Consider the following 26,989-nt stretch of genomic DNA (forward strand, 5'->3'; position numbering starts at 1 on the left):
CCCCAACCTCAGCCCTTCATCGAGCCCAGCATCGCACCCTTGGCAAAATGCTTCTGCAGGAACGGATACACCATCAGAATCGGCAGCGTCGCCACCACGATAACGGCCATCTTAATCGTCTGATCCGGCGGCGGAACCGTACCGTCCAGTGTGGCGCTGTGATCCATCCCGCTGGCCAGCACGACGATCTGCCGCAGCAGGACCTGAATCGGCCACTTGGCACTGTCATCCAGATACAGAATGGCGCTCATATACGTGTTCCAGTACGTCACGGCGTAGAACAGCGAGATTGTAGCGATCGCGGGCAGCGAGAGGGGCAGGACGATTTTGAACAGAATTCCGAAGTCATTGCAGCCGTCAATCTTAGCCGATTCCTCCAGCCCTTCCGGTATGTTCTGAAAAAAATTCTTGAGGATAATCATATTGAACGCACTAATCGCCGAAGGCAGAATCAGCGCCGCATACGAGTCGATCAGGCCCAGCTCCTTCACCACGAGGAACGTCGGAATCATCCCGCCGTGGAACAGCATCGTGAACACCACCAGGAAATTGAACACCCGGCGTCCGTCCAGATCCTTGCGGGAGAGGCCGTAGGCCATCAGTGCCGTGATGAACATGCTGAACAGCGTGCCCACCAGCGTCACCCCGATTGACACCCCAAGGGCCCGGAAGATCGTATTTGTGGAAAAAATAAATTTGTACGCCTCCAGGCTCCACACCTTCGGAATCAGCACAAACTTGTTGGCGGCCAGCTCAGCGCTGGTCGTGAAGGAGCCTGCCACTACATGGATGAACGGAAGCACTGTCACCAGCGCGATGAGTGCAAGCAGTATAAAGTTGACGGCAGAGAACAGTCTGCCGCTGATCGTGCGGTCTTCTACCATTTGAATTCCTCCTGCGGGCTTTTAATAGACGCCTTCTTCTCCGATTTTCTTGGAAATCTTATTGACGGTCATGACCATAATCAGGCCGACAACCGACTTGAAGAAGCCGATGGCGGTACTGTAGCTGAACTGCCCTTGCCGCAGTCCGGCGGTGTAGACATACGTATCGATAATTTCCGCAACCTCGCGGTTCATGGAGTTGAGCAGCAGGTAGACATGCTCGAAGCCCAGGTCGAGGACGGAACCGATTTTCAGAATGAACAGGGTGATAATAACTCCCCGGATCGCCGGAAGTGTGATATGCCACACCTGCCGGAGCCGTCCCGCTCCATCCATACGCGAAGCTTCATAGAGCCCCGGATCGATAGCCGCGATGGAGGCCAGATAGATAATTGTTCCCCAGCCCGCTTCCCGCCAGATCACCTGAAGAATATACATCGGCCGGAACCAGCCCGGACTCAGCAGGAAGTTCACCTTGGCGAAGCCGAAGTAAGCCAGCAGCTCGTTGATAATCCCGCCGTCCATCGTCACCATGACGAAGGAGATCGAGACGACGATTACCCAGGACATGAAGTGCGGCAGGTAGACGAGGGTCTGGAAGAATCTTTTGAAGAAATTTCCTCTCAGTTCGTTAAGCATCAGGGCCAGAATAATCGGTATCGGAAAATAAATCAGAATATTCATCCCGAACAGGATCAGCGTATTGCTGAGTATGTTCAGGAAATCAGGCTCGGTGAACAGCCGGCTGAAATGCTTCATCCCCACCCACTCGCTCCCGGTAATGCCCTGGTAGGGCTTGTAATCCTGGAAGGAGATGATCAGTCCGTACATCGGCAAATATTTGAAGACTATGAAATACAGCACACCGGGGATCAGCATCACATAAAGTAATTTGTTGCGCCACAGCCGCTTTTTCAGCTCACTGCTGCTCTTGTATTTCTCCGGCTTCGGTTTGGGAGCTGTGCGGGGCGGGGCCGTCACTTCCTGCATGGTTCTCTTCCTTTCTCAGTCAATTCTTCTATTGTGGAAAAAAGGCTGCCGGAGCGCTATCCAAACAGCCCTCTTCCCGTGCTCAGTCCGCTGCTGTTGCTAATGCGCTATGCTTATTTTTTGTACGCGGCATTGTATTCTTCGATAATCTTCGCCCCGCCCCGGCTCTTCCAGTTCTCGACCTCCTTCTCGAAACCGGCTTTATCGATCTGGCCGTACATGTACTTGTATGTGGCATCCGCAATAATCTGCTGAAGCTCTACGCCCTTGGACGTATAGGTTGCCGAGTCGAGCGCCGCCGTAGGATCTGCAACCCCGTACTTCACGTTCTCCAGCACCAGCTCCTCCGCATGAATCCGGCCCGGCAGCACGTTCAGACTCTGATACATGCCGTTCGTTTCGTATTCGCCGATGACGCTGTCCTTGAAGCCTTTGACCTCACGTTCGATCAGCTCTTTATTGTCAGTTGCCTTGGCCTTGCCGTCGACCACGGTATAGTGGGTGCCTTCAATGCCCCAGTACATCAGATTGGCTACCTCAGGGGTCATCATCGCGTCAAAAAACTTCAGAATCTTCTTCAGCTCTGCTTCATCCTTCACCGCCGATTTCGGGAACAGCACTACGTTGTTGTAGCCGGGAATCATCCACTGGGCGAACTTGCCGTCAGGCCCCGCGACCATACTGTGCGTATCCAGCACGGCATCCGGCACGTTTTTGATCAGGTCCTTGTTCAGGGAATCGATATCCTGCATCGAGCCGCCGATATACAGCCCGGCCTTGCCGCTGGTGAACATATTGACCGCATCTGTCTTGCTGGTCGCGGCGAAGTCCTGGTTCATGTAACCGCCTTCACGAAGCTTTTTGAAGAAATCCATCGTATCGATGTATTGCGGAAAAGTAAACTCCGGCGCGAGCTGTCCATCCTTCTCGGCCCAGTTGTTCGGAGTGCCGAACCAGGAGGAGACGGTTTTGAATGCACCGTACACCAGCTCATTGCGGTCCACCACGCCGATGGTATCCTTTTTCCCGTTACCGTCGGGGTCCTGCTCGGTGAAGGCTTTGGCCATAGCGAACAGCTCATCGGTATTGGCCGGTGCTTTCAGCCCCAGCTTATCCGCCCAGTCCTTGCGGTAGATGATGCCCTGACGTGCCAGCGGGCGGCCGATGTACAAGGTGTACAGCTTGCCGTCGACCTTGGTATTGTTGAGGATTTCCGGCTTCAGCTTGTTCAGGTTGGGGAATTCGCTGAGCAGCGGTCCGATCTCCCAGAACTGCCCGTCCTTGATCGCCTCCTTCATCTGCAGGAAGGTCGTCTGGTTCTTCAGGTACGTGACCTGCGGCAGAGAGCCGGTGGCGAACGAGGAGTTCAGCTTCTCCTCATACGTGTCGGCCGGGAAGAATTGATAGGTCAGCTTCGTATTCGTCAATTTCTCCACTTCATTCTTGATCGTATCCGGTGGAGTATCTGTAGTGTTCAGCGGCAGCATAATCTTAATCTCGGTCGGCTTCTCCGGCTCAGCGGCCGCATCCGTGGCGGCTGCCGTATTGGTTCCGGCGCTCGCGCCCGGGTCTTTGGCTGCCTCTTTGTTGTTGTTACCGCCGCAAGCGGACAACATGCTGAGTGTCAGCAGCGAGCTCAGGAGCAGGGTGAAGGATTTTTTCGTCATTCCTCTTTGACCTCCGTTTAACTTGTAATGGTTACAAGCTCACCTTACGCTGCGGGATGGATTACGAAAACAATCATTTGCTCATAAAAGCGGGCGGGGCGCGGGGGTGTGGGTTAATGATTATCGTGTGATGGGGGAGGGGGATAGGCATTGAAAGCTAATACGTGGGAGTGGTGGCGGCATGGCGGAGGATCAGAGCATGGCGGAACTTGCGATGGGCGAGCGGCGGCGGGCGGGACTGCGTTGCGGGCGGGATCGGCGGCGGGCGGGACTCCAAGAGCTTTGGACTTCCGGCCGCTGTTGTCTCCAGATGTTGTTGATTATATGCTTACAGCAGATAACATCCGGAGACAAAGGCGGACACTACCGCTCCTCCAGTTCCAAACCTCCCTCCGTCCCTTTCTGCCGCTCCAGACTGGGGCTTTCAAAGCCTATCCTTTGAAAGTGGGCAAAAGGGCGGCCCCGCTGCTTCGCGCGGCGGGGCCTTGTTGGACCATGTTGGCCCATGTTGGAAGAGAAAGCTGATTAGTCCCGCTATTACTCAAAAATCCTGCACATAATGCAACATTCCGCTCATGAAACTAACCATAATCCAAAAATGTTGCAGAAAAAGCAGCATTCTTTCTCTCCTAAGCCGATCAAAGAGAAAATTCCTGCATTTCGTGCAACATTCCTATTTAGGTCCTGATGTGGGCAACTCAGAGATGCTTTTTCTGCAACATTTTGAGGGAATAGGTTAATGTACATCATTTTACAGATCATAGCTTGGTACGTATTCAAACCGAATAGACAACTTGCCTTCCGCATATCCCCAATACGCGAATACATAACAATTAGAATATTTATCTGTATTCCGTTCTAATTTTGCTGCCATTACAGCTTCAACGTCGTGAGCATCCAATCACAAATTCTTTTCCAATCTCAGGTGCCTTTGAAATAACGTAATCAATAGGGGAAATCATTCCCACCCGAGCTTATCGGAAAGAGTCAGAACCAGTGTTGAAACTCCGCCAAGAAAACGCAGTCTTCTACCGTTCACTAACTTTCATTCTACCTCTCATACGTCAAAAAACGCATTCAAGATGCTGGACTCTTGGATTCCTGGACAATGAGGAAGTGCTTGATGAATTGGACTCCATAGAGCGGGAGCATTTTTATGCGCCTGGACACGGATGAATCTTAGGCGAGTGTCTCAAAAACAAGAGGATTCAAATCGAGCACTTGGGGTCGGGCCTCCCTCGTTATAATTTCCAGAAACTTAGGTTGGACACAGCCAAAAGAAATCCCTTATAGTTGACTGTCTAGATACAGTCAATTATAAGGGATAGACTATTGCATCTGCTCAGCTACTAAAATCTGAGCATCAAACTTAATAATGATAGTGTAACGCTTCTGTATGGTTTATTCCATAAAACCATGAACAATTGTAGTGTCCACTCTTATATGTTCCGTTACAATAGATATTGCCACTATTATCATTTAACATACTAGAAACTCCTTCAATATAACAATAGTAACTATAAGAATAATTAATCATTGATTGAGGACTTAAAGAATAAGCAAGTCCAAGACTAATGGCTTGTGCACAATCAGAATTATTCCATGGGAAGCTTGAAGTACCATATGAACCATCTGAAGTCACTTTATCTGCTTTATTACAGTGTACAATGTTACCATTTGCAACAACCTTCATACCTCCACTACCAGTAGCCCAAGGAATATATGTGCCGGTCGTATATTGAGGAAATAATATTGACCCTGAGGCAGCACTCACTGTAGCTTCAAGTAAGAAGGAGTCCAATGTTTTTTCTTCTTTCTGGGTGTCGATACCCGCCATTCTTTCAGCAGCTTTTTCTAATCCAGCATCATCTTGATGTATTACTATCTCCAGTGGGTCGGAATGACTGACTTTTATTGTCGATTCATAAATAGGATGATCTTCCAAAAGAAGCGAAATTTGATATTCTCCCTCTTTAAAATCTGACGGCAATACAAATTGTCCATCCTCATCGGTCAAGGTAGAGTAATCGCCTAACTTCACAGTAAGGAAAGGAGCATTTGTCACCGCTGTTGTTGACCCATCCATATTATCAATAAATAATTTATCTACAGTGATATCTTCTTGGCCTTCCAACTGTTCACCTAATAAGGCTTTTTTACTAGAATCTTGTTCTATATTCAATTGGTTTTTCGTTTCTTCCCTAACTGTTTGCAATACTTTTTCTGATGTTTCCTTTGCAATTTTCGCATTTTCTTTATTAATACTTAAATGTACATGAACTGAACCTTTTATTATCTGATCCGTCTCACTCACTGTTATGGCATGTTGAGAATGATTACTCTCAATCATTGCCGAAGAATGTTCGGAGTGATCTGTTGCACCCATAGCCATAGAAGAAAGAGAAGCGTACAAGAAGGCTACGTTAAGGACTAGAACTAATATTAATACTTTTTTCAGGTTTACCAATTTCATATAAATTTCACCTTACCCAAAAAAAAGAAAGTTTATTATACTATAAAAATGTCGACCTTTTATATAGCATAATTTTTACTAAATATCCCATACTATTGTATTTTAAGATGTGAGAATACTCACATTCCTTATTAAAGAATTATTCGTATGCTTTTATTATTTGAGCATTTGACATATTTCATTTCCCGGAAAAAGATCTGGGGTTAGAGCCGATTTCATTAGAGAGTTACATCGTTCACTGGTTGGTTGTAGAGTGTTTTCCAATTCCGGCTATCTCGGTGGGGTAATGCACAACGGCGTAAATCTTCCCTGCTGCTGACCTTAACGACCATTCCGTAATTGGTTGTCGAACAAGCCATTATGCCTAGGTGAAGAATTTATTGATCGTCTTGCATACGGTCTCAAGTCTAAAGCACTGAATATGATGGGGAGTCATTCTTTCGATTCAATTTTTTGAAGCTCTTCTAAGGAGAATAGACGTTCTTGGAGAATATATAACAAGGGCGTAGATGAAGCAAAATGCTCATTTATAAAAATTTAATGATTTTCGGAAAATATATCTGTATTCATTAATCCATGCACATAGATCCAATTATCCCCACTATCATTATTAATATGACGGACCCAAGTTGGTAGAAAAGAATTGTTGTCTTTAATAATCCCAATAGTTTTCCCAACCTTTAGTTGCCCATTATTATACTGATTATAAAGTTCATTGTTAGAAGAATATACTTCCCCATCAGGTCCAACAACAGTTCCCGCAACAGATCCCCATTTATATATGTCCAAATTTATATACCACATAATTAAAGCAGTTAATAATAAAATTAAAAATAACAATAAGGAAATTAAAAATACTTTTGTTGACTTCTTCATTGGTTAATACCTCCTTCAAATCCTTTCAAGATATAGTGTACAGCAACTCCCTTTTTGTATGTAAGTTCAAGAAATACGTAGTTAGTTAAATTGTTTCTTTCGGTCTTATACATGATATTCTCCAACTGTAATAAATATCCTCCCATTGCTTCGTTCTCCCAGTCGTTATCCAGCAGAAAACAAGTTTGGACGTCTTGAATGACTTTGGCTTTGCGGATGACGGCGACCCGTCTGGGTTTCTTCCTAGAAGTTGCAGGATACCTCAGGGCGATCCCTTCAATGATCCAGTCTTCGTCCACGTAGCGTGTCCAGTACAGGCAGGAAGCGACTTCTGCGGCCAAAAGCTTGGTCCACTTGATTTTTGCCCACATAGCCAAACAGCGCACCTCCAAAAGTAAATAAAAGTCTTAGCCGCCAAACCCTTTGTAAAACCGGGCATAGTCGACCGAGGGCTGGCCCTAGAGGCCAAAGGTCTCTTCCAGAAAAGGAGACACTTCCATGGACGAGTGAACGTTTGCGGCGCGTAGCACAGCATTCAAGCAAAGGTGGAACTGTCCTCGAAAGCGAGCAAGGGATGGTAGCCTTTGCGCCCCGGCTTATGCGCGCTCACCCCTTTGGTTTGGTGGTCTTGACCTGATTCCCATAGACCATCTCTACGGTGGAGTCCAAATCAACAAGCCCGAATCACTTCGAGGTGCATTCGCCGGAATTCCTTTCGGACATGGGGGTTCAGGATTCCGAGTCGAGCCAGTTCCTTGTACAACAGGGAGTGGTCTGCAACATTTTAGAGGAGTAGCTTAATGTACCTCGTTTTACACATCATAGTTTAGTACGTATTACGTGTTCACTTAAATTAGATTCCTCTTACAGCTTTCTTTATATAACTCTTCGCTTCAGCCAGGGTTAACTGTGTAGATATAACGGATACGTTTAATTTTTCTTGAGTTGTTTCATTGTATAGTGATTTTTCACCCAATGAATCAAGATCTCCAATTAATTTGTTCAATAAGGAAGGGAGTTTACTCTGAACCTCAATGATGGAGAAATAATTATCTTCAGTCTGTACAGCAAAGAAACCTAACCGCCTATACTCCACATAGACTAGACCTCTCATTAACCCATTCCTTCCCTTTACCATTATGCTTATCTTGTTCTATATTTTCATCGGCGTTAGCTTCATTTTTTGGCTGAAAAGATGGATCAATCATGAAGGGTCTCATTGACTTTTTGTTGCCACATAAATATACTTATCATGGACACAAAAAGTGGAGGTGAAGTGATGTCGTCCAAAAAGATGGGGCGTCCACCATCTGACAATCCCAAAAGCGATTTAATTCGGGTACGTGTCGATCAAGAGATTTTGAGCAAGCTCGATGCCTGCACTGAGAAGCTCCAAACGACCCGTTCCGATATTATCCGCAAAGGAATTGAAAAGGTGTTTGACGAGCTCCAAAAATAAAAGAGGAAGCAGCGTAAGTCCCACAAAGAACACCGCTACTTCCTACCCACGCAATCGCTTGGATAAGCAGACTGCATAAATATCCTACCATGTGCAGGAATCTCATTCAAGCGATGTGATGATAATTATGGGAGGACAAATATGACAACAATTTTGGAAGCCTTATATCATGGGCAGCTTCAACCCAGCGAAACCATTGTGCCGTCACATCCAGAGTATCATTCTGCATATCAGCAAGTGACTGCACTAACCGAGCAATGGCGTAAACGATTAGGCGAACAAACCTTTCGGGAGCTAGAAGAGTATTTAGATTTGTGTGACAGCGTAAACAGTATGCATGTGGAAGCGGCATTTCATCAAGGGTTCAAGTTGGGGGCAAACCTTCTGATTGAAACAATGAGTAATCGTCCATAATCCTCGGTGGATTTAACGTCTGTAGCACAGATTAGTCTCACAGCTAAGCCCCACCGCTGAAGCGGCGGGGCCTACTGAGACAATTTAAGTTAAGGCATTAGCATTCCTTGCTCCATCTGTTGAATGGATTGCTTTAACCATTTGACGTTGGACGGGTTATAGAAAGGCTCAGTCTACTGCAAAGTTTCGCCAACAAGGCGGATCTTTTTTTAAGATGTACAATTTAGCCAAAGTGGGGAAACGGCCTGGCTGATGTTACTGAAAAATCCCGCCACAAGAAGCAGTAGCAGGACTTTAAGTTGAGCTTATAGGATGATACTGTTCTAAGGGTTGGAGGGATTAATCAGCCTTCCCCGTGATTGAATAATGAAATTCCAGGAGAGCTAGGTACGCTTGGCCCTACAACAATCGGTACTAAAACAATGCTAAGAACCGTAAGAAGTATAACGACCCTTTTCTTCATGAGAATCTCCTCCCAAAAGTAAAGTTTGATACTGCCGCTTGATCTCTTGATTTGCATTACTTCTAAATCTTTCAAATAGAATTACACTTTCCAGTATATACTTTTCATTGTTTATCTGTTGGAAATTTGTGATTGCTGTTAATAATAAATCAAAACCTTTAGAATAATCGCCTTTATATAAATAATAATATGCGAGTTCATAAATCAAACTGGCTTGGCGATCCATGGCAAGGTTTCTAGAATATCTTCCTTTAACAATTTCATTTAATATTCCACTTAATTCTTGCTTATAACACTCCAGTGTATCATCAATAACAAACTGATTTTTATTAGCGGCTCTTAAAATATGTAATAATCCCATGACTAATTCATTTCTGTGTTTATTAATATAGTCAACGTAAGATTCCAAGACGGTAATATCGCCACTTAGTAACTTTGTTATATAGATATTAGCGGTTGACCATTCAAGGAAAAGAGCTTTCCAATGTTCTACTGCTTCTCCCTGCTCACTTACCCAACTTAAATCGGAGTATGCATACTTGTAACCCAAAGCTACCTCATAGTCACCCTGCTCATCACAAACATTACCCCGCAACAAGTCACTGTAGGCGATATAGAAAAACAGCGGTCTGCCGGGGAGCTTCACGGATTCGGATGCTCTGTGTTCGTGTTGGACCTTCAGGTCATACTGTATTCTAGCCTTATGCCCCATCTTGACTGCATATTCATCGACCTTATCCCAGAGCTGTAAGGACCGGTATGTATTGGCAAGCTCTTTGAGTGCATCAAGCTGATCGACTTCGTCCAACCGTTCGACAAAAGGCTCAAACCGGTTGGCTGCCCACAGGTTCCGGTTCTGATCATCACTTAGCGAAATGGTGAACAACCTGAACTGGCATAGCGCCAGCCGTTCCGAATGCTGATAGCGTTCGGCTTCGGCGACAATCTCATAGATTGCGGCAGCGGCTTCCTTTTTCCCGGCCATAAATAATTCTTCTGCTGTGTCAAACAGCAGGGGCGCATACATCAGGTTGTCCATAATGTGGCGGGCCAGGCGCTGGATACTGTCCAACTTGTTCAGGTCAGCACAGCGAAGCAATAGCGGTCCAATCCTTCTCCAGTCTGAGGAACCACGAATAATATAGTCATCGATATACAAGTCATAGAAGTACCCTTCCTCCTGTCCCATGGCCTCGGTAATCCGATCCAGTTGCTGTATCGCAATAGGCCGGTGTCTGCGAAGGATATTGCTGAGTGTCCCCGAATGAAGCTGAGAACGCTTGGCGAATTCCGTAATCGATAATCCCTTCTGCCGCAAATACTCCTCCAGTTCCGATAACATCGTAGTTGTTGCCTGCAAGTCCTAACCACCCTTCCTCTTCAATTTGTGATTTATAGAATAAAATTCCTTTTATGTTATACAAAATATACCAGTGGTCGATTCATTAATCAAGTACTAATTATGTATTTTTCCTAAACTTTAAAAATTTGGCATTACAGTTGCCACTCTAAGAAATCCGAAGGGGATTCCTTAGTATTTCAGTTATTTATCGTACGTAACACTTAAGCCTACAGACGCACAAACGGCTACGCCATCAGGAGGGCGTAGCCGTTTATCATAAGATGGATTGTCAAGCTAAGTGCAACAGATCTTCCATGAACGATTCGTTTGCAGACTTCCACCCGAGACACTTCCGAGGTCGGTGGTTTATGAGGTGGAGGGCGCGGGCCAGTTCTTCATCTGTAACCTCCGCAAAATCTTTACCCTTCGGGAAAAATTCGCGGAGGAGCCCATTTGCATTCTCATTGGATCCACGTTGCCAGGACGAGTAGGGATCGGCGAAATACACATTAATGCCATGAAAGAACTCCAACGCTGTATGGCATGCGAATTTCTTCCCACGGTCAACGGTGGCGGTTTTGAAGGCTCCTTGTGGAGACTGCCCAGTTACTACACCGAATGCAATCTCCATGGAATGAACGGTGCGGTCAGGCATCTTAACAGCCAGGTACATACACGTCTTGCGCTCAATAAAAGTCGCTACGCAGGCACGACTTTTTCCCCGGCTGGAGACAACTGTATCAAGTTCCCAGTGACCGAATGACTCACGCTTCTTAACGGATTTAGGACGCTGGACAATCGTTTTACCCACTAGAAACCGGCCACGTGTCTCCATAGGCTTCCGTCGTTTTCCTTTATGGCGCAACATGTTAACTTCGCCCCCAGCCAGACGTCCGTCATAAAGCCACCGGTAAATTGTTGTGAAGCATACAAACGGCTTTCCGCTTGCACGACGTTCTTCAGCGATCTGCTCAGGCGACCATGTCTGGTTCAGCTTATCCTCCAGTTCGTCAGCTAACTCCGTCGTGAAGCGACCTTTACCTTTCGGCTTGCTGTCAAGAGTTAATGATTCATTATGCCACCGATTGCTCCCCTTTACCTTTGCTTCGGAAAAGCGGAATCATAATTAGGAATCCTGCAAAAAAACAGAATCCCGCCAATTCGTACACAATTGTAAGTGAAAGTGTATTTTTTAACACACCTGCAACACTCATCATAAGGAGCATCGCTCCCGTCATAAGCGGAGTGCGGATTCCCATTACCCGACCTATAAAGTTTTGATCGGTATGCTGCATGACCATTGCGCTATTTCCGACAAAAATGGCCGGTTGCAGAAGAGCAATGATGAATTGGGCCATCATCGTTAGCCATATCACGGTTGACATCCCTGTTAAGATGATCCCGACACCGTTGACGAGTAAACCAATCATAAGGAAACGTTGTGGAGCGATCTTAGCCGCGAGAGCAAATATTACTATTCCTCCGACAATTTCACCCAAACCGTAAGGTATGCTAATCCATTTCAAAGCCTCTGCAGGCAAGTCCAACTGCTCCGTAACTAGGAAGATGCCAAGCGGCGTAATTAACCCAACTCCTAATCCCACCAACGTGAAACATATACTGAGCTGCAAGAGTAACTTGTTTACGAAGACAAAATGAATGCCGTCCGCCATTTCGCGAAATAGCGAAGATGGGTTGGTCTCTCGATTCTTTAGTTTCTTTTCATCAGACGGGACGAAGACAAGGAAAAAAGCAGATAACAGAAAGCAAGCGCTGGTCGTCAATATTGAAACTTCAATTCCGAATTGCTGATATACCAACGTTCCCAGGATCGGACCAAGAACCATAAAGACAGATGTTATGGTTTGTAGCAAAGACATGCAGGATTGTGCATCTTCATCACGCACATGATTCTTAAATAGCTTCATGCCGGAAGGCTGTGCAAACTGTGATAAAATGGAAGAGTATAATGTTGCTAAAAAAATGATCTTCCATGTTCCAACTTCCAACATAACAAAGACAATAAATACGGATAACGAACTTAAACATTCACACCAAACCATTGTTCTCTTGGGCCGCCATCTATCCGCGAATACTCCACCAATGAAAGAAAAGATAAAAATTGGCGCATATTCCGCGACCGAAATCATGGAAACGGCAAATGAATCTCCTCCTGTCACCTCCATAACATACAAGAGGACAGCAAAATTACGAATCCAAATACCCATTTGAGAAAATAGAGTTGAAATCATAACGGCTCGAACAAAGCCGTTTCGAAGCAGTTGAACGGATCCTGACATTTCTAGTTTCCTCCCTCGTCATCTATTTCGAAAATCATCTTAGTGCCTACTGTAAGGGAAGGGTCAATATTTTTTTTGAAAAAGTTCGCCTTGACTCTCCTCTTAGGGAAGAGAATAAGCTACCTAGTGAAGGGAGGAATGAGCAATAATGTACACGGTAAAAGAAGTATCGGAACTGTCCAATGTTACAATCAAAACGCTTCATCATTATCACAAGATCGGTCTTCTCTTACCTTGTAAAATAAGTGAAGTTGGATACCGGTTGTATGGAGCGAAAGAGCTGGAACGTTTGCAAGAGATTCTATTTTATAGAGAATTGGATTTTTCCTTAGATCAAATCAAGGAAATGATGGAACATCATTCAGACCGGCTATCCATTCTTTCGCAGCAGGAGGAGTTGCTCCTTTGCCGCAAAGACAGACTGGATACCATCATTCAAACATTGCGTAAATCCATTGCATGTATAAAGGAAGGGGAAACCATGGATAATAAGGAAATGTTCAAAGGTTTTGAAAATGAGGAAGAGTGGAACAAAGCGCTGATTGAGCAAAATCAATATTTGAAGGAATCGTATGGGGTGGAGTCTCATGAGGTTGCCCCAACGGATGTTAAGGAATTAAACGAACAAGCAGTCGAAGCCATGACTTTCATGAATGAAATGGCAAGTTCATTAAGAGAAGGCTTAAAGCATAACGATGAAAAAACAAGAAATTTGATTCGATGCCATCTTGAGTTTATGAATAAGCATGGGCACAAAGCATCGGTTGAAGACTTTGTAGCTCAGACTCGTTTTTTTCTAAGTGATGACTTTCATCTTAAGATGCTCGAAAGTCAGCAAACCGGGTTGGCTTATTATCTATCAGCAGCGGCAGAGTCGTTTGCGGCAATGAATCAATAAAGCAAATCCGGTTGACTAAAAAGCTGGTGTACCTGTTTAGTATAAGGGACACCAGCTTTATTTTGCTTGAAGGATGTTATTCCTTAATTGCTTCCGGAGCGCAAAATCTATTTACATTTTACATAAATACTACCATAAATCTTTAATCTACCTGTCGCACTTCTCTTTACAATCCGTCATAAGAAAAAAATTCAAATGTCGTGTGCAACCTCACATCGCATACGCCAAAATAATATCCCCGTTGTCTTCCAACTCCCCAGTCTCGGTGAATCCTACACTCTTATAGAGCTTACTGGCCGTTAGATTATGAGGTTTATGCGATACTCTAATCTGTGTGCAATCCTCGCGGGTGCTCAGCATCTTAATGACCTCTTTAATTGCTGCTCTCCCGTACCCTTTGCCCTGAAATCCTGCGTCAATCATGAATCTCAGAATCCAATAGTAACCATCTGTATATCTCTCATTATCAAACAGAATAAATCCAACCATCTCTTCATCATTGAAAATACCATAGGGTACAGAGGTAGGTTCATTGGTCGCATGTACAAGTGAGTCGGCATTACTTGCCACCAAGCCCAGTTGCCCGGCGCTTACGCTCAATTGGATGCACTCCTGTTCCAGCTCAGGGGTAATCATATGTAGTTGAATATTCACGGTGTAATCTACCCTCCATTATGAAATAAACTTTCATTAAATAATAAGTTGGTCGGCTACGGTTACATTTTTTTGTTGGATCGTGCCTCAAGTTCATCTAATTAACAATGTGCTTTAGCTCTATTTCAAAAGCTTACTAATCGTCAAAATCATTAAGCCAATACAATGACTTTTCTGTAGTAGGTAAGGATTTAAGTAAATTTAGTGTTTCTCGCTTTTTCAGCATAAGTGTATCTTGCAGCTTTTCAGGAACTATATCTCGTATATCCTCCAACATACAGCATTCTTCAAACAATTCAACTAAATCCTTATTGGCATTATTTTGTTGAAGTAATTGTGCTACATAAGGACGATAGAGGTACGCATATGCATCTTCGAGTGTTAATGCCCCGTTAAGCAAAGCATCGAGCATTCCAATATTTAATATACATAAAAACTTTTGGATTTCATCTGGATGCTCCAAATCAATTTGTAAATTCAATAGACCACTCCTTTTCAAGGCACTTTCTATAGAAATATTATACTGGATAAGAGCCTCACTCCTCCTCCTCCCCCACCTTCTCCGCCTCCCCATACTCCTGAATAATCAGATTCCCCCCGCTGGTGTGCCACTTCTCCACCTCGCGGGCGAAGCCGGCGGCGTCGAGGTTGCCGAGGATATAGTTGTAGGTGGCGTCGGCGATGATGGCGGACAGCTCGGCGTTCTTCTCGTCATAGGTGGGCGAGGTAAGGGCGACGGTGGGGTCGTCGACCAGGAACTGCTCGTTGTCCCGGCTGAGCTGGTCGGCCAGCGCCGTCAGTTGCTCCTTCTGGGCGACCTCCCTAATATGCGGATTGCCCACATCGGCGATCATCAGGGAGTTGAGCGGATTGACCTCATACACCCGCAGCTGGGACGTCTCTTCCGGCAGGATCACCTTGCCGTCTGCGTCCAGCTTATAGTGGCGGCCCTCGAAGCCGTACGCCATCAGGCTGGCGACATCCTCATCCATCGTGCGGTCGAAGAACGCGAGGACCTGCTTCAGCTCCTGCTCGGTGGCAATGGCCTTGCGCGAGAAAAGATACAGGCCGTTATACTTCGGAATCGACCATACCTTATACCCTTCCGGACCCTTAATCCGGTTAATCAGCGTCAGCTCCGCCTTGGGGTTAATCGCCTTGGCTTCGATGGACAGCCGCTGCACATCCGTCATGCTCCCGATGAAAATCCCCGCTGTTCCCCGGATGAACTTGTCCCGCTGCACCTCTTTGCTGGTCAGGGCGAAATCCTGGTTGATGATCCCCTCCTTATATACGCATGAAGTTCATCGTGTCCATATACTGCGGTGTGGCGAATTCCGGGATGAACCGGCCGTTCTCGATCTTCCAGTTATTCGGCGTGCCGAAGTAAGAGCTTAACGTCTTAAATACTCCGTACACCAGATCGTTGCGGTCCACCAGCCCAAGCGTATCGGCCTTGCCGTTGCCGTCCGGGTCATTATAGGTGAACTGCTTCATCACCTCATACAGCTCCTCCAGCGTACCGGGCGGGCTGAGATGCAGCTTGTCCAGCCAGTCCTTGCGGATAATAATGCCCTGCCGCGAGGCCGGTCTCTCGGTATAGAGGCCATAGATTCCGCCATCCACCGCCGTCTGCTTGAGAATGGCAGCGTTCAGCTTGCTCAGATTCGGGAAGGCATCCAGGTAGGGGCCGATCTCCCAGAACGCGCCGGAGCGGATCATATTCTTGACCGGATTATAGTCGGTGAACTTGACGAACGTTACCTTGCCGAGGGAGCCGGTGGTCAGCGCGGTATTCATTTTGTCGGTGTAGACGCCCTCCGGCACCCAGGTAATGTTCAGCTCCGTTCCGGTCAGCCGCTCAATCTCGCCGATCAGCTCCCCCGAAGGGGTCTGCGGGAAATGCAGCGGGGCCAGAATCGAGATGGACGGGCGGACTCCCGCAGAAGGCGGATCACCGTCCGGCTGCTGCTCACTGCAAGCGCTTAACATAATGAACGATACGAAGAGAAGGAAACACCCTGCCAGAGTACCCTTCCTGCCCGCGATCCGGTTGAACATGTTCATAACCCCCTGAAGCGTAATATGTATATACACCAACATCCTATTTATTGTAAAATTTAGTATATTCACAGATGATCAGAGAAAATGATTATTGCCGCACCAGATGATTATTGTTATTATCCAACCTGATGCGTACACTTAGAGCAGTGATTCTCTACTATTCTTGCAAAGGTGCTGAACTCCGTTGAAACATCTGAGCTTCCTCAGTAAACTTACCATGTTCGCGTTCGCCATCAGCATCCTGCCGGTGCTGTTCATTGGCTCCTTCTCTTATGTCACATCCTCCAGCGAGATTCAAAAAAATGTTAACGAAAGCAAAATGGAACTTATTTTACAAATTACCTCAAATGTAGAGCATAAGCTGAGTACTGTCAACCAGACCTTGAACCAGGTCGTGAACTCCTCCGTCCTCAAGAAGGCGCTGAACAACCCGTTAAATGAAAACGATTTCATTTTATATAACGACCTGCGTAACGAGCTCCGCAACATGCAGTCCTTCGATACCCGGCTGGAGGATGTCATCCTGCTCAATCAGCGGCAGAACTGGATGATTAAGAATTCCGGGCTCTACCGCCTGAATGAATACCGGAATTACGAGCAGCTGACGAATCTGCTGAATATTGAGGGCAGCTCCTCCTGGGTGCTGAATCCGTCCTCCCTGTTCTACAGCGAAGAGAGCATCGGCGTGACCGGCTGCGATTACAGCATCAGCCTGGTGAAGAAGCTGCCGGTGACCAAGCTGCAGAAGTACGGACTGGCCATCGCCAATATTCCGGCCTGCAGCCTGCAGGATTTCATCAACTCCGACGTGCAGCCGCTGGACAGCATAATCATCCTGGATCGAAGCGGACGGATTCTGCTGCACCCAGACCGCAGCCTGATCGGACAGTCTGCCGAGGCGGGCGGGTTCACCGGCTTCCAGCAGATTGCGGCCGCACCCGAGCCGTCCGGGCAATTCAAGACCGAGATCAACGAAGCCGATTATTCGATCAGCTATATGCGCTCCACGCAGAGCGGCTGGACCTACCTGTCGGCCACCTCCATTAAGAGCCTGACCAGAGAATCCGGCAAAATCGGCACCTACACCGTACTCGTCTGCTTATCGATGCTGCTCGTATCCGTGCTGCTGGCGTGGCTGGGCTCCCGGCGGATGTATACCCCCATCCAGCGGCTGCTGACCCAGATTGGACTGCGCCGGCCTGGCCTGCGGGCAGGCCATTCGGATGAATTCCAGCTCATCGGGGAGCAGGTGCACTCGCTGTTTCAGTCCAAGTCACAGCTGGAGAAGGAGGTCAGCCAGCATCTCGGGCAGGTACGGACCTTCTTCCTGATTCAGGCGCTTCAAGGCAATCTGCGGAAGCGCGAGCTGCTGGAGGAGCTGGAGCAATACGGGTACGGCCGGCAGACGGAGGAATGGAAGACGATGGCGGTCATTACGCTGAGCATCGACTTCTCGGAGGAGAGCAGCTATGAGAAAAAGGATCTCAATCTGCTGCTGTTCGCAGCACATAACATGATCGAGGAGCTGGTGGCGGAAGAGCACAGGCTGACCCCTGTGATCATGGGCCAGGTGCTGGCTGTTGTCATCGGGAGCGGGGACGAGGATACGGAGGCTTTTCACCGGAGGCTGTATGCCTTAACCGAGAGCTTGCAGCAGGAGATTAACCATGTGCTGAAGCTGCAGATCAGCATCGGGCTCAGTCTGCCGTTCCATACGTTCGACAAAATGCCGATTGCCTACCGGGAAGGCCTGGAGGCCTTGAAGCACCGGATTACGCTCGGCAAAGGGATCATCATCCAATATGAGAACCTCAACTCCGGCAAGCATTATCTGAATCTGAACTACCCGACCCATACCGAAAATGACCTGATGGATGCCATCAAGCTCGCGGACAGGGAGAAGGCGAAGGAGCTGCTGCATAAGCTGTTCAAGTGTATTTTTGCGCTGGGGCTCTCGCCGCAGGAATATCAGATTCCGCTGACCCGGCTGCTGAACAATACGCTCATTATGATGCAGGAATCGGGTATTACCCTGAATCAGATCTATCCTACAGGGGGGTCGTTATTCGAGGAGCTGACGGACCTGCATATTGTGGCCGAGATCGAGGACTGGTTCTGGACCATTGTAATCCAGCCGGTCATCGTGATCTTCCACAGCAGGCAGAATGCCCAGTATCATAATATCTCCGAGAAGCTGATCGACATCGTGCAGCATGAATACGACCGGGATCTGACGCTGGAGGAATGCGCCTCCAGGCTGCATTATAACGCCAACTACATCAGCAGCGTGTTCCGCAAGGAGACCCAGTATTACTTCAGCGATTATCTCACGATGTACCGGTTCAAGATGGCCAAGAAGTGGCTGGAGGAGACCGATATGCCCGTTAAGGATATCGCCTCCCGCCTAAGATACAACAATTCGCAGAATTTCATCCGTTCCTTCCGCAAGCAGGAGGGCATGACTCCCGGCCAGTACCGGGACAGCTTCCACTCAAAGCCTAGAGCTATCCGGGAGGCGGATTGAATGCAGTGCCTTCTGGCGGAGCTTTAGGCTTGCTGCGGGATCGCTTTCTTCGGATAAGATACGTAATGAGTACAGCCAGAACCAATAGGAGGCCGCCCCCGGCAATCGCAATATTCCTGATGTCAGGCACATAGACTGACAGCTGGATAGGTTCGGAATCCGCCAGGGATACATGCCAGGTCAGCGTGTTGCCGTCCTGCTCGGCCGCATTATTCTCACCGTACAGATCATAGGGAATCGTTAATTTGAAGTCCACGGAGAAGCTGCCCATCAGCAGCCGGACCAGAGACTTCGGAACATTCAGGGTGCCCAGGCCGTCAATAATCTCATCGGAATAAGCATTCAGCTTCGGCTGGGCTGTTATGTTGTATTTGGTATACAGCCACCGGTCCGTCTGGCTGACCTCAGCATCCGCAATATCTATGCCGCTGCTGCTGTTCTTCAATTCCTCTATGGAGGCGTAGGATTTCTTAAATTGGTATTCGGTAGATTTCCCGTTCGCGGTCTTTTTCAGTTCGATGCCGGCTGCCGCCAGCCGGTCAGACAGCTGCTTCTCCACTGCACCGCTAACCAGCTTCTCCGCCCGCGCGTCCAGCAGCAGGCTGAAGGCCAGATCCAGCGAGCCGTTCTTTTTCACGGTCACATGGGCGGTCCCTTGGGCACAGCCTGCAAGCAGCAGCACAAGCAGCAGGATCACCAGTATTCTTCCACGCTTCTTCCAGTATCGTTCCTTCAACGTTCAGTCCCTCCATCCGCGAATGCTAACCAATGCTATTTGCTTAACCGGACCTGCCGGGAGCGATTCTTATGCTCATAGAGTCAAGCTTATCATATACCGGGCACAGCCATAAAGCCTCCAGCCTGCGGATATCCGTAAGCTGAAGGCTTCCGTATGCATGATTCTGTTATTTTTTGAGATGATAAGGAACGGTTGTAATAATGACATTGCGCCGGTACAACAGATGTGCACGGATCAGCAGGCTGGACTGGTTGTGCAGGATGTTATGCCAGCCCTTCTTCGGTATGAATTGCGGGACGATCACCGTCACCTGATAATTCGATTCGCTGGCCTTACGCTGGACGGTATCAATGAACTTGGTCAATGGATGGATAATGCTGCGGTAAGGCGAATAGAGCGTCACCAGCCGCACCTCGGGATGGAACTTCTTCCACTTCTCCTCGAAGACCGCATCATCCTCCCGCTCGAACGGCACATGCACAGCGATGATCTGCTCCGCCCCCAGCGACTTGGCATAGCGGAGGGAATTCTCCACAACATGCGTAATCCCGGCTACCGGCAGGATGATAATATTCCCTTCAATCGCCAGCGGCGGCTCGCCGCAGGTCGTTATCCGCAGCTGATCAGCAACCGATTCATAATGCTTGTAGATGCGGTAGAAGAACAGAATGATCAGCGGCAGGAACACCAGCACCGGCCAGACCTGCGGGAATTTGGTCAGGAAGAACATGATCGTAACGATGAAGCTGATCAGCGCTCCGACCGCATTGATAATCAGCTTGGGCAGCCAGCCCTCCGGCTTGTGGCGCAGCCACTTGACGATCATGCCCGTCTGCGAGAGCGTGAACGGAATGAATACCCCGACTGCGTACAGCGGGATCAGATGCTCCGTCCGCCCCTTGAAGGCGATGATCAGAATAATGGACAATACCCCCAGGCTGACAATCCCGTTCGAGTAGCCCAGCCGGTCACCGCGGACCGTGAACATCCGGGGAATAAATTTATCCTTCGCCAGATTCACCGCCAGCAGCGGGAAGGCTGAATAACCGGTATTCGCCGCCAATACCAGGATGAGCGCCGTTGTCCCCTGCACGAAGTAGTACATAAAGTTCCGGCCGAAGACATGCTCGGCAAGATCGGAGACCACAGTCACCTTCTCGCGCGGGGCTATGCCGTAGTAATACGCCAGGAAGACAATGCCTGAGAATAACAGCGCCAGCAGAATCCCCATCGCCGCCAGCGTCTTGGCCGCATTATTCGGCGCCGGAGCCTTGAAGTTCGGGATCGCATTCGAGATCGCCTCCACCCCGGTCAGCGCCGAGCTGCCTGAGGAGAACGCCCGCAGCAGCAGGAACAGGCTGACTCCGGCTACCGGTGTCCCGAGCGCAGTATGCAGCTCCGCCGGTACTCTGCCGGTCAGCACATTGAACAGGCCCAGACCGATCATAATGAACAAGGCCAGGACGAACAGATAGACCGGATAAGCCAGGAACGAGGCGGATTCGGTTACCCCGCGCAGGTTCAGGGTGGTGATCAGCAGGACGAATAGGATGGCAATAGGCACATTATAAGGATGAAGACTGGGAAAAGCCGAGGTAATCGCATCCGTCCCGGCCGATACGCTGACCGCCACCGTCAATATATAATCGACCAACAGGGAACCGCCGGCCACCAGACCCGGATATTTACCCAGGTTCTCCTTGGATACTACATAAGCGCCGCCCCCGTGGGGATAGGCAAAGATAATCTGCCTGTAGGACAGGATCAGGGCCAGCAGCAGCACCAGCACTCCGGCTGCGATCGGAATCGAGTACCAGAATGCGGCCGCGCTGATCGTTACCAGCACCAGCAGAATCTGCTCCGGCCCGTAAGCCACGGAGGATAAGGCATCCGAGGACAGAATGGCGAGGGCTTTGGTTTTGCTCAGCTTCTGCTCGCCCAACTGCTCGGACTTCAGAGGCCGTCCGATCAGGAACCTTTTTACCGAGGACATCATCATCGCTCACCGACTTTTTTAATGTTATATTACCCATGCTGCACCAATAAAATCTCAGCCTTTAACTGGGTACGGACACTGCATTTGCTGCCCGTTCGATACTACATTAATCCTTTTGTCAGTTTCTGTATAGATGCAGATTCCCAAGAAACCTTCCCACGCAGAAACAAGGGTGTTCCACAAGCGCTTTCATACGCCATGCAGAACACCCTTATATATTTCATCCTATAATCAATCTACCGTATGAAGGACTGATTACAGCGCAGCCGGACATTTCCGCCCTCTGCATAAAAGGTGAGGCCGGAGCAGACTTCTGCCGGGAAGACCAGACTGGTAATGGATGCCTCACCATCATTGGCGAAGACCTCCACCGAGCAGGCATCGGCCAGGATGGTCAGGCTCCTCAGGCTGCCGATCCCTTCGGTGCATTGGGGCGCAGAGAACATTTCCGCGAAGCCGGTCTCGCCGGAGTGATCCCGGCGCAGCGTTAGCGTTCCCTCCGCAGCAGTGTAGACCAGCTCTGTATATTCATCGGCGGTATGATGAAGAATAAGACCGAATTCGTCTGCGTCACTTTGCTCCAGCTTAAGCTCCAGCTTCAGCGCTGCGGTATTGCCGCTGTCAATCCTCCGCCGCTTGCCCGGTTCCAGCAGCAGCTCCGGCAACGCCGCTGACTCTGCGGCGAAGTAACGGTCCAGCTCCGCTACCGGCTGCTGGCGCACCAGGGTGCGGCCCTCTGCCTCATACAGCGTTAATTCACGCGGAATGGTCATCGTGCCGCGCCAGCCCCGGCTGGGAATCTGATTGGCGTACCGCCAGTTGTTCATCCAGCCGATGTAGATCCGACGCCTGTCCGCTGCCGGAATATCCGAGAAGCTGACTCCGGCGTAGTTGTCTCTGCCGTAGTCCAGCCAGCGGATATCCTCATGCTCTGGTGTGAACACGGAGCCGTCGAACTCCCCAACGAAATATTGCGTCCGCGAGCCGTAATTCAGCCCGCTGTTATCGCCGATGCTGACCAGCAGCACCCATTTGGATGCCCCGGTCCCTTCGACCGGAAGCTGGAACAGATCCGGGCATTCCCATACCGCTTCATGGGAGCCGGCCCCTTCGCCGAATTCACTCTCCAGGCTCCACTCCCGCAGATTCAGCGAGGAGTAGAAGGTAATCGTCTGATCGGTAGCCAGTACCATGACCCATTTACCGTGCTCCTCAGACCAGAACACCTTCGGGTCCCGGAAGTCCGCCTTCTCCGCATGGGATAGGACCGGATTGCCCTCATATTTACTCCAGGTCCGGCCGTTATCATGGCTGTAGGCCAGGCTCTGTCTCTGCACGGCAGGCGACGTTGCCGCCGGCTCCAGATGGCTGGTATAGACCGCCACCATACCGGTCTTATCCGGAAAGAAGCCGCTTGTATTGTTCCAGTCAACGACCGCACTCCCTGAAAAAACTGTGCCGTGTTCGTCCGGATACAGCGCAATGTCCAGCTCCTCCCAGGTGATCAGGTCCTTGCTGACCGCATGGCCCCAGTGCATCGGCCCCCAGATGCTTGAATGCGGATGATGCTGATAGAACAGATGATACTCACCCTCGAAATAGACCAGCCCGTTCGGATCATTCAGCCAATGCTGCTTAGGCGTAAAATGCAGCACCGGCCTCTGTTTGGTTCGCTCCACAATCTCCACTCCATTACCACCTTTATCTGTTTAAGTTTATAGGCACCTCAGTACCACAGTTATCCGGCCTCACCTCAGCCTTTATTCTTCAGATAGCTGTCATACCCCGCCTGCTTGATCTTCAGCCATTCGTCCAGCCCCAGCCGGGTCAGCTCGGCCTTGTAATCGTTCCATTCCGCTTCCACCTTGCCGGTCTTGATCCATTCCGCCCGCTTGCGGTTCACGTAAGGGAACAGGTCTGTCTCGATATTCGTCAGCTTCTTCTGGTCCTCCAGGGAATAGAAGACGCGCGGGAAGTTGTTGTCCGCCTTCATATAAGGCACCAGCTTCTCCTTCATCAGGTCCAGCCGCCAGGCAGCATCATCCGGCTTGGTCGTCACAGTGCCGTAGTATTCATCCAGAATCGCCAGCGGACCGCCGATGCTGGTTTTCTGGCGCAACTCCACCGGAGCCGCGCCTTCCAGCGGCAGATGCTTCAGCATCCGGGCCGCCTCATCGTATTCAAAAATATTCTGCTGCGTCTCATCCCCATACGTCCCCCAGTTATCCTGCACCGACTGCAGCGGCTCATAGAGCTGATCCACCCACTTGGCCGTAAGCTCCAGATTCTTGTTCGCCCCGGTGATCACCATTCGGCCGCGGTCGAAGCCGAAGTTGTTCGTCCGCGTTACATTGACCTCCCCGTCCGGCCCGGCCAGCGGCTGCATCAGGTCGTATTTGTCGTTGAAGCCCGTAATATTGGATTTATCCCACTGGAAGTAGAGACCGTAGCGCTCACTCTGCCCTTTGGCCAGATAGGTATTATAATCCTGCTCAAAAGCCTCTTCGTCGATCAGATCCAGCGCATACAGCTCATTCAGATACTTGATGCCCTCTCTGTATCCGTCCTCACCCGCAGTGAACACCACCTTGCCGTCATTGGTCACCACGGTATGGTCGCCGTTATCCCCAAAGCCGAACGAGCCGAACAGGAAGTTCATGTCCTCATTCCCGTTATTCATCACGAACGACAGCGGAATCTCATCCTGCTGGCCGTTTCCGTTCGGATCATCGTTCTTGAAGGCGAGCAGGACCTGCTTCAGCTCCCCGGTGGTCGTCGGCATCTTCAGGCCCAGCTTGTTCAGCCACTCCACATTAATCCAAGGCATCCCGTTGACCGAATGAATACTCTCCTTACCCGAACCCAGCTCCTCTATCCAGGGAAAAGCATAGATATGCCCGTCCTGCGCCGTCATCATCGATTTATATTCCGGCGCAGCGTCCAGCACCTTCTGCAGATTCGGCATGTATTTGGCAATCAGCTCCTCCAGCGGAACAATCGTCCCGTCCTTGCCCAGAGTGAGGAGATCATAATCCGAGTAAGCCGCATCGATGATGGCGTCAGGCAGATCGCCGCTGGCGACCGCCAGATTTCTTTTCTCCACAAAAGCGTCATTCGTATAGTTAGTGAAGTCGATGTGCACCCCGGTCTTCTCCTCCAGCCGCTTGTAGATCAGCTTCTCGTTCGGATCGGCAGGGGCCAGCGCCGAGCTCTGGGACATGAAATGCAGCGAGACCTTCTCCTTCAGCGGCAGCGTCACATTCTCCAGCTTGTAATCCTCCGAGGCCGCCGAGTTGCCGCCCCCACCGCCGCAGCCGGACAGCACCGCAGCCGAGAGTGCCACGGCGGATAGCGTTTGCATTGTTTTGTTCATAACGAATTCCCCCTGTTGTTTATTTGATGGAACCTACCATGACACCCTTCTCGAAGTACTTCTGGAAGAACGGATACATAATGATCAGCGGCAGGCTGGAGATCACGATGGACGAATATTTGATCATTTCAGACAGCTTCTTCAGCTCCGCCTGGGCCAGTGCATCGGCGATCATGCCCGGCTGCACCTGATTCTGGATCAGGATGGAGCGCAGCACCAGCTGCAGCGGGAACAGCCTGAAATCCTCCAGATAGATCATGGCGTCGAAGTAGGAATTCCACTGCCCCACGAAGGCATACAAGGCCAGCACGAAGATGATCGGCTTCGACAGCGGCAGCACAATCTTGAAGAAGATTCCCAGCTCCGATGCCCCGTCGATGCCGGCCGCCTGGAACAGCTCCTTGGGCAGCCCCTGGAAATAGGTCTTCGCCAGAATGATATTGAACACGCTGACCGCACCGGGCAGAATGACCGCCCACACCGTATTCAGCATCCCCAGATCCTTCACCACCAGATAGGTCGGAATCAGACCGCCGCCGAAGAACATCGTAATCAGGAAAAAGATCATCACCGGACGTTTCCCCGCCAGCCCCTCAATGGACAGCGGATACGCCGCGAAGACGGAGAAGAACACCGTAGCCAGCGCGAAGGCTGCTGAGTACAGAACAGCGTTGAAGAAGCCGCGGATCATCGCGTCGTTGCTTAGGATTTTGACATAGCCGGTTACCGTCCAGTCTGAGGGCATTATAGCCAGCCCCTTCGTAATAAGCACATTCGGCGTCAGGAAGGAGGCCAGCACTACATAGATGAGCGGAAACAGGATGGCCAAGATGAACAGACCGAGCAGAATATACGTTATAACCAGCAGGACCCGGTCCTTGCCGGAATATTGAATCTCCATACTTACCTCCTTAATTAGTACAGCCCTTCCCCTTCATTCAGCCGCTTGACGACCGTATTGACGAAGACCAGCAGAATCACATTGATAACCGAATTGAATAATCCGATGGCAGTGGAATACGCGTAGTCTCCGGCCTGCAGCCCGACTTTGTAGACATAGGTTGCAATAATCTCCGAGGTTGGCGTATTCAGCGCCGTCTGCATCAGATACGCCTTCTCATAGCCGATAGACATAATGCCGCCTGCGGCGAGGATGAACAGTACCGCCATCACCGGCTTCAGCGCCGGAAGATCAATATGACGGACCCGCTTCAGCAGGGAAGCCCCGTCCATCGTAGCCGCGTCATGGAGCTGAGGGTCCACATTCGCCAGCGTAGCCACATAGATAATGGACGACCAGCCGGCCGTCTGCCAGATGCCCGACAGAATGTACACGGACCGGAAGTAGGCAGGATCACTCATGAAGGACACCGGCTTGCCGGTAAAAGCAGTCACCACGGCGTTCACCACCCCTGTCGGCGACAGGAAGACAAACAGCATCCCCGTAACAACCACCACCGAGATAAAATTGGGCGCGTACAGGATCAGCTGGATATTCTTCTTCAGCTTCGCCCCCCGGATCAGATTCAGCATCAGCGCCAGCAGAATCGGCACCGGGAAGCCGAGGATCAGCCCGTAGGCGCTAAGCTTAAGCGTGTTCATCAGAATATCGTAGAAATTCGGCGACGAGAGGAACCGCTGGAAATGCTCGAATCCGACCCAAGCGCTGCCCATGATGCCCCTGCGCGGGCTGAAATCCTTGAAGGCAATAATCGCGCCGTACATCGGAACGTATTTGAAGATAACGGTTAGCACTACAGCCGGAGCCAAGAATAGATACAGAATATAATGCCGGCGCACGTAGCTTAACCACGACTTATGCCGGGTGAGCGCAGTGCTCCCGGGTGAAACCATCGGATTGGCCAATCTTCTT

The 26,989-nt window shown here is 49.5% G+C and carries 23 protein-coding genes and 1 pseudogene; 4 read left to right on the plus strand and 20 right to left on the minus strand.

Annotated features, from left to right (window positions below):
* Nucleotides 1-8 precede the first annotated feature (8 nt).
* From MHI24_RS11005 to MHI24_RS11035, 7 genes are all read right to left on the minus strand, one after another.
* Entirely contained in the window at nucleotides 9-884 is an 876-nt protein-coding gene (locus tag MHI24_RS11005) for a carbohydrate ABC transporter permease (protein ID WP_238653648.1), read from the minus strand.
* A 21-nt stretch (nucleotides 885-905) separates the two neighbouring features.
* Nucleotides 906-1,874, minus strand: a complete 969-nt coding sequence (locus MHI24_RS11010; protein ID WP_340025677.1) for a sugar ABC transporter permease — start codon at nucleotides 1,872-1,874, stop codon at nucleotides 906-908.
* 113 nt (nucleotides 1,875-1,987) lie between these two features.
* On the minus strand, nucleotides 1,988-3,541 hold the full coding sequence (locus MHI24_RS11015; protein ID WP_340025678.1) for an extracellular solute-binding protein: 1,554 nt from the start codon (nucleotides 3,539-3,541) through the stop codon (nucleotides 1,988-1,990).
* Between the two features lie 1,369 nt (nucleotides 3,542-4,910).
* The gene (locus MHI24_RS11020) at nucleotides 4,911-6,014 is read right to left on the minus strand and encodes a hypothetical protein (protein ID WP_340025679.1); all 1,104 of its coding nucleotides are present in this window, start codon (nucleotides 6,012-6,014) and stop codon (nucleotides 4,911-4,913) included.
* Between the two features lie 537 nt (nucleotides 6,015-6,551).
* Nucleotides 6,552-6,890, minus strand: a complete 339-nt coding sequence (locus MHI24_RS11025; protein WP_340025680.1) for a hypothetical protein — start codon at nucleotides 6,888-6,890, stop codon at nucleotides 6,552-6,554.
* Nucleotides 6,887-7,267 carry a hypothetical protein gene (locus tag MHI24_RS11030; RefSeq protein WP_340025681.1) on the minus strand — a complete coding sequence of 127 codons (381 nt, stop codon included), beginning with the start codon at nucleotides 7,265-7,267 and terminating at the stop codon, nucleotides 6,887-6,889. Before MHI24_RS11030 ends, MHI24_RS11025 begins: the two co-directional genes overlap by 4 nt.
* 476 nt (nucleotides 7,268-7,743) lie before the next feature.
* Entirely contained in the window at nucleotides 7,744-8,004 is a 261-nt protein-coding gene (locus tag MHI24_RS11035; protein WP_340025682.1) for a hypothetical protein, read from the minus strand.
* Nucleotides 8,005-8,169: 165 nt separating this feature from the next.
* On the opposite strand from MHI24_RS11035, the gene MHI24_RS11040 reads away from it, so the two are divergent.
* Complete coding sequence (locus MHI24_RS11040) at nucleotides 8,170-8,349, plus strand: ribbon-helix-helix domain-containing protein (RefSeq protein WP_340025683.1); 180 nt, start codon at nucleotides 8,170-8,172, stop codon at nucleotides 8,347-8,349.
* 141 nt (nucleotides 8,350-8,490) lie between these two features.
* Nucleotides 8,491-8,763, plus strand: a complete 273-nt coding sequence (locus MHI24_RS11045; RefSeq protein ID WP_340025684.1) for a DUF6809 family protein — start codon at nucleotides 8,491-8,493, stop codon at nucleotides 8,761-8,763.
* A gap of 425 nt (nucleotides 8,764-9,188) precedes the next feature.
* Here the strand turns inward: MHI24_RS11045 and MHI24_RS11050 are convergent, their stop codons facing one another.
* From MHI24_RS11050 to MHI24_RS11060, 3 genes and pseudogenes are all read right to left on the minus strand, one after another.
* On the minus strand, nucleotides 9,189-10,586 hold the full coding sequence (locus tag MHI24_RS11050) for a helix-turn-helix transcriptional regulator (RefSeq protein ID WP_340025685.1): 1,398 nt from the start codon (nucleotides 10,584-10,586) through the stop codon (nucleotides 9,189-9,191).
* A 271-nt stretch (nucleotides 10,587-10,857) separates the two neighbouring features.
* Nucleotides 10,858-11,613, minus strand: a pseudogene (locus MHI24_RS11055) (IS30 family transposase); the annotation flags it as partial.
* Between the two features lie 28 nt (nucleotides 11,614-11,641).
* Complete coding sequence (locus MHI24_RS11060) at nucleotides 11,642-12,868, minus strand: MFS transporter (protein WP_340025686.1); 1,227 nt, start codon at nucleotides 12,866-12,868, stop codon at nucleotides 11,642-11,644.
* A gap of 145 nt (nucleotides 12,869-13,013) precedes the next feature.
* Here MHI24_RS11060 and MHI24_RS11065 point away from each other — a divergent pair, with 145 nt between their 5' ends.
* Complete coding sequence (locus MHI24_RS11065; RefSeq protein ID WP_340026653.1) at nucleotides 13,014-13,766, plus strand: MerR family transcriptional regulator; 753 nt, start codon at nucleotides 13,014-13,016, stop codon at nucleotides 13,764-13,766.
* A 210-nt stretch (nucleotides 13,767-13,976) separates the two neighbouring features.
* On the opposite strand, the gene MHI24_RS11070 is transcribed toward MHI24_RS11065, so the two are convergent.
* The 4 genes from MHI24_RS11070 to MHI24_RS11085 all read right to left on the minus strand — a co-directional run bounded on the left by MHI24_RS11070 (nucleotide 13,977) and on the right by MHI24_RS11085 (nucleotide 16,481).
* Nucleotides 13,977-14,420 carry a GNAT family N-acetyltransferase gene (locus MHI24_RS11070; protein ID WP_340025687.1) on the minus strand — a complete coding sequence of 148 codons (444 nt, stop codon included), beginning with the start codon at nucleotides 14,418-14,420 and terminating at the stop codon, nucleotides 13,977-13,979.
* Nucleotides 14,421-14,556: 136 nt separating this feature from the next.
* Nucleotides 14,557-14,901, minus strand: coding sequence for a DUF3969 family protein (locus MHI24_RS11075; RefSeq protein ID WP_340025688.1), 345 nt, complete (start codon nucleotides 14,899-14,901; stop codon nucleotides 14,557-14,559).
* 55 nt (nucleotides 14,902-14,956) lie between these two features.
* Nucleotides 14,957-15,664 (minus strand): hypothetical protein, encoded by a 708-nt coding sequence (locus tag MHI24_RS11080; RefSeq protein WP_340025689.1) that lies wholly within the window; start codon nucleotides 15,662-15,664, stop codon nucleotides 14,957-14,959.
* 43 nt (nucleotides 15,665-15,707) lie between these two features.
* Entirely contained in the window at nucleotides 15,708-16,481 is a 774-nt protein-coding gene (locus MHI24_RS11085) for an extracellular solute-binding protein (RefSeq protein ID WP_340025690.1), read from the minus strand.
* A 187-nt stretch (nucleotides 16,482-16,668) separates the two neighbouring features.
* On the opposite strand from MHI24_RS11085, the gene MHI24_RS11090 reads away from it, so the two are divergent.
* A complete protein-coding gene (locus MHI24_RS11090; protein WP_340025691.1) occupies nucleotides 16,669-19,008 on the plus strand; it encodes a helix-turn-helix domain-containing protein in 2,340 nt (779 codons plus the stop codon).
* Here MHI24_RS11090 and MHI24_RS11095 read toward each other — a convergent pair.
* From MHI24_RS11095 to MHI24_RS11120, 6 genes are all read right to left on the minus strand, one after another.
* Nucleotides 18,989-19,744, minus strand: a complete 756-nt coding sequence (locus tag MHI24_RS11095; protein WP_340025692.1) for a hypothetical protein — start codon at nucleotides 19,742-19,744, stop codon at nucleotides 18,989-18,991. The two genes, MHI24_RS11090 and MHI24_RS11095, sit on opposite strands and share 20 nt — an antisense overlap.
* Before the next feature lie 169 nt (nucleotides 19,745-19,913).
* A complete protein-coding gene (locus MHI24_RS11100) occupies nucleotides 19,914-21,743 on the minus strand; it encodes an APC family permease (protein WP_340026654.1) in 1,830 nt (609 codons plus the stop codon).
* 236 nt (nucleotides 21,744-21,979) lie between these two features.
* Nucleotides 21,980-23,422, minus strand: coding sequence for a glycoside hydrolase family 32 protein (locus MHI24_RS11105; protein WP_340025693.1), 1,443 nt, complete (start codon nucleotides 23,420-23,422; stop codon nucleotides 21,980-21,982).
* A 74-nt stretch (nucleotides 23,423-23,496) separates the two neighbouring features.
* On the minus strand, nucleotides 23,497-25,116 hold the full coding sequence (locus tag MHI24_RS11110) for an ABC transporter substrate-binding protein (protein ID WP_340025694.1): 1,620 nt from the start codon (nucleotides 25,114-25,116) through the stop codon (nucleotides 23,497-23,499).
* Nucleotides 25,117-25,135: 19 nt separating this feature from the next.
* A complete protein-coding gene (locus MHI24_RS11115) occupies nucleotides 25,136-26,017 on the minus strand; it encodes a carbohydrate ABC transporter permease (RefSeq protein ID WP_340025695.1) in 882 nt (293 codons plus the stop codon).
* Nucleotides 26,018-26,031: 14 nt separating this feature from the next.
* Nucleotides 26,032-26,970 carry an ABC transporter permease subunit gene (locus MHI24_RS11120; RefSeq protein ID WP_340026655.1) on the minus strand — a complete coding sequence of 313 codons (939 nt, stop codon included), beginning with the start codon at nucleotides 26,968-26,970 and terminating at the stop codon, nucleotides 26,032-26,034.
* Nucleotides 26,971-26,989: the final 19 nt, after the last annotated feature.

Origin of the sequence: Paenibacillus sp. FSL K6-1096, assembly GCF_037977055.1 — a bacterium.
Lineage (GTDB): Bacteria > Bacillota > Bacilli > Paenibacillales > Paenibacillaceae > Paenibacillus_AQ.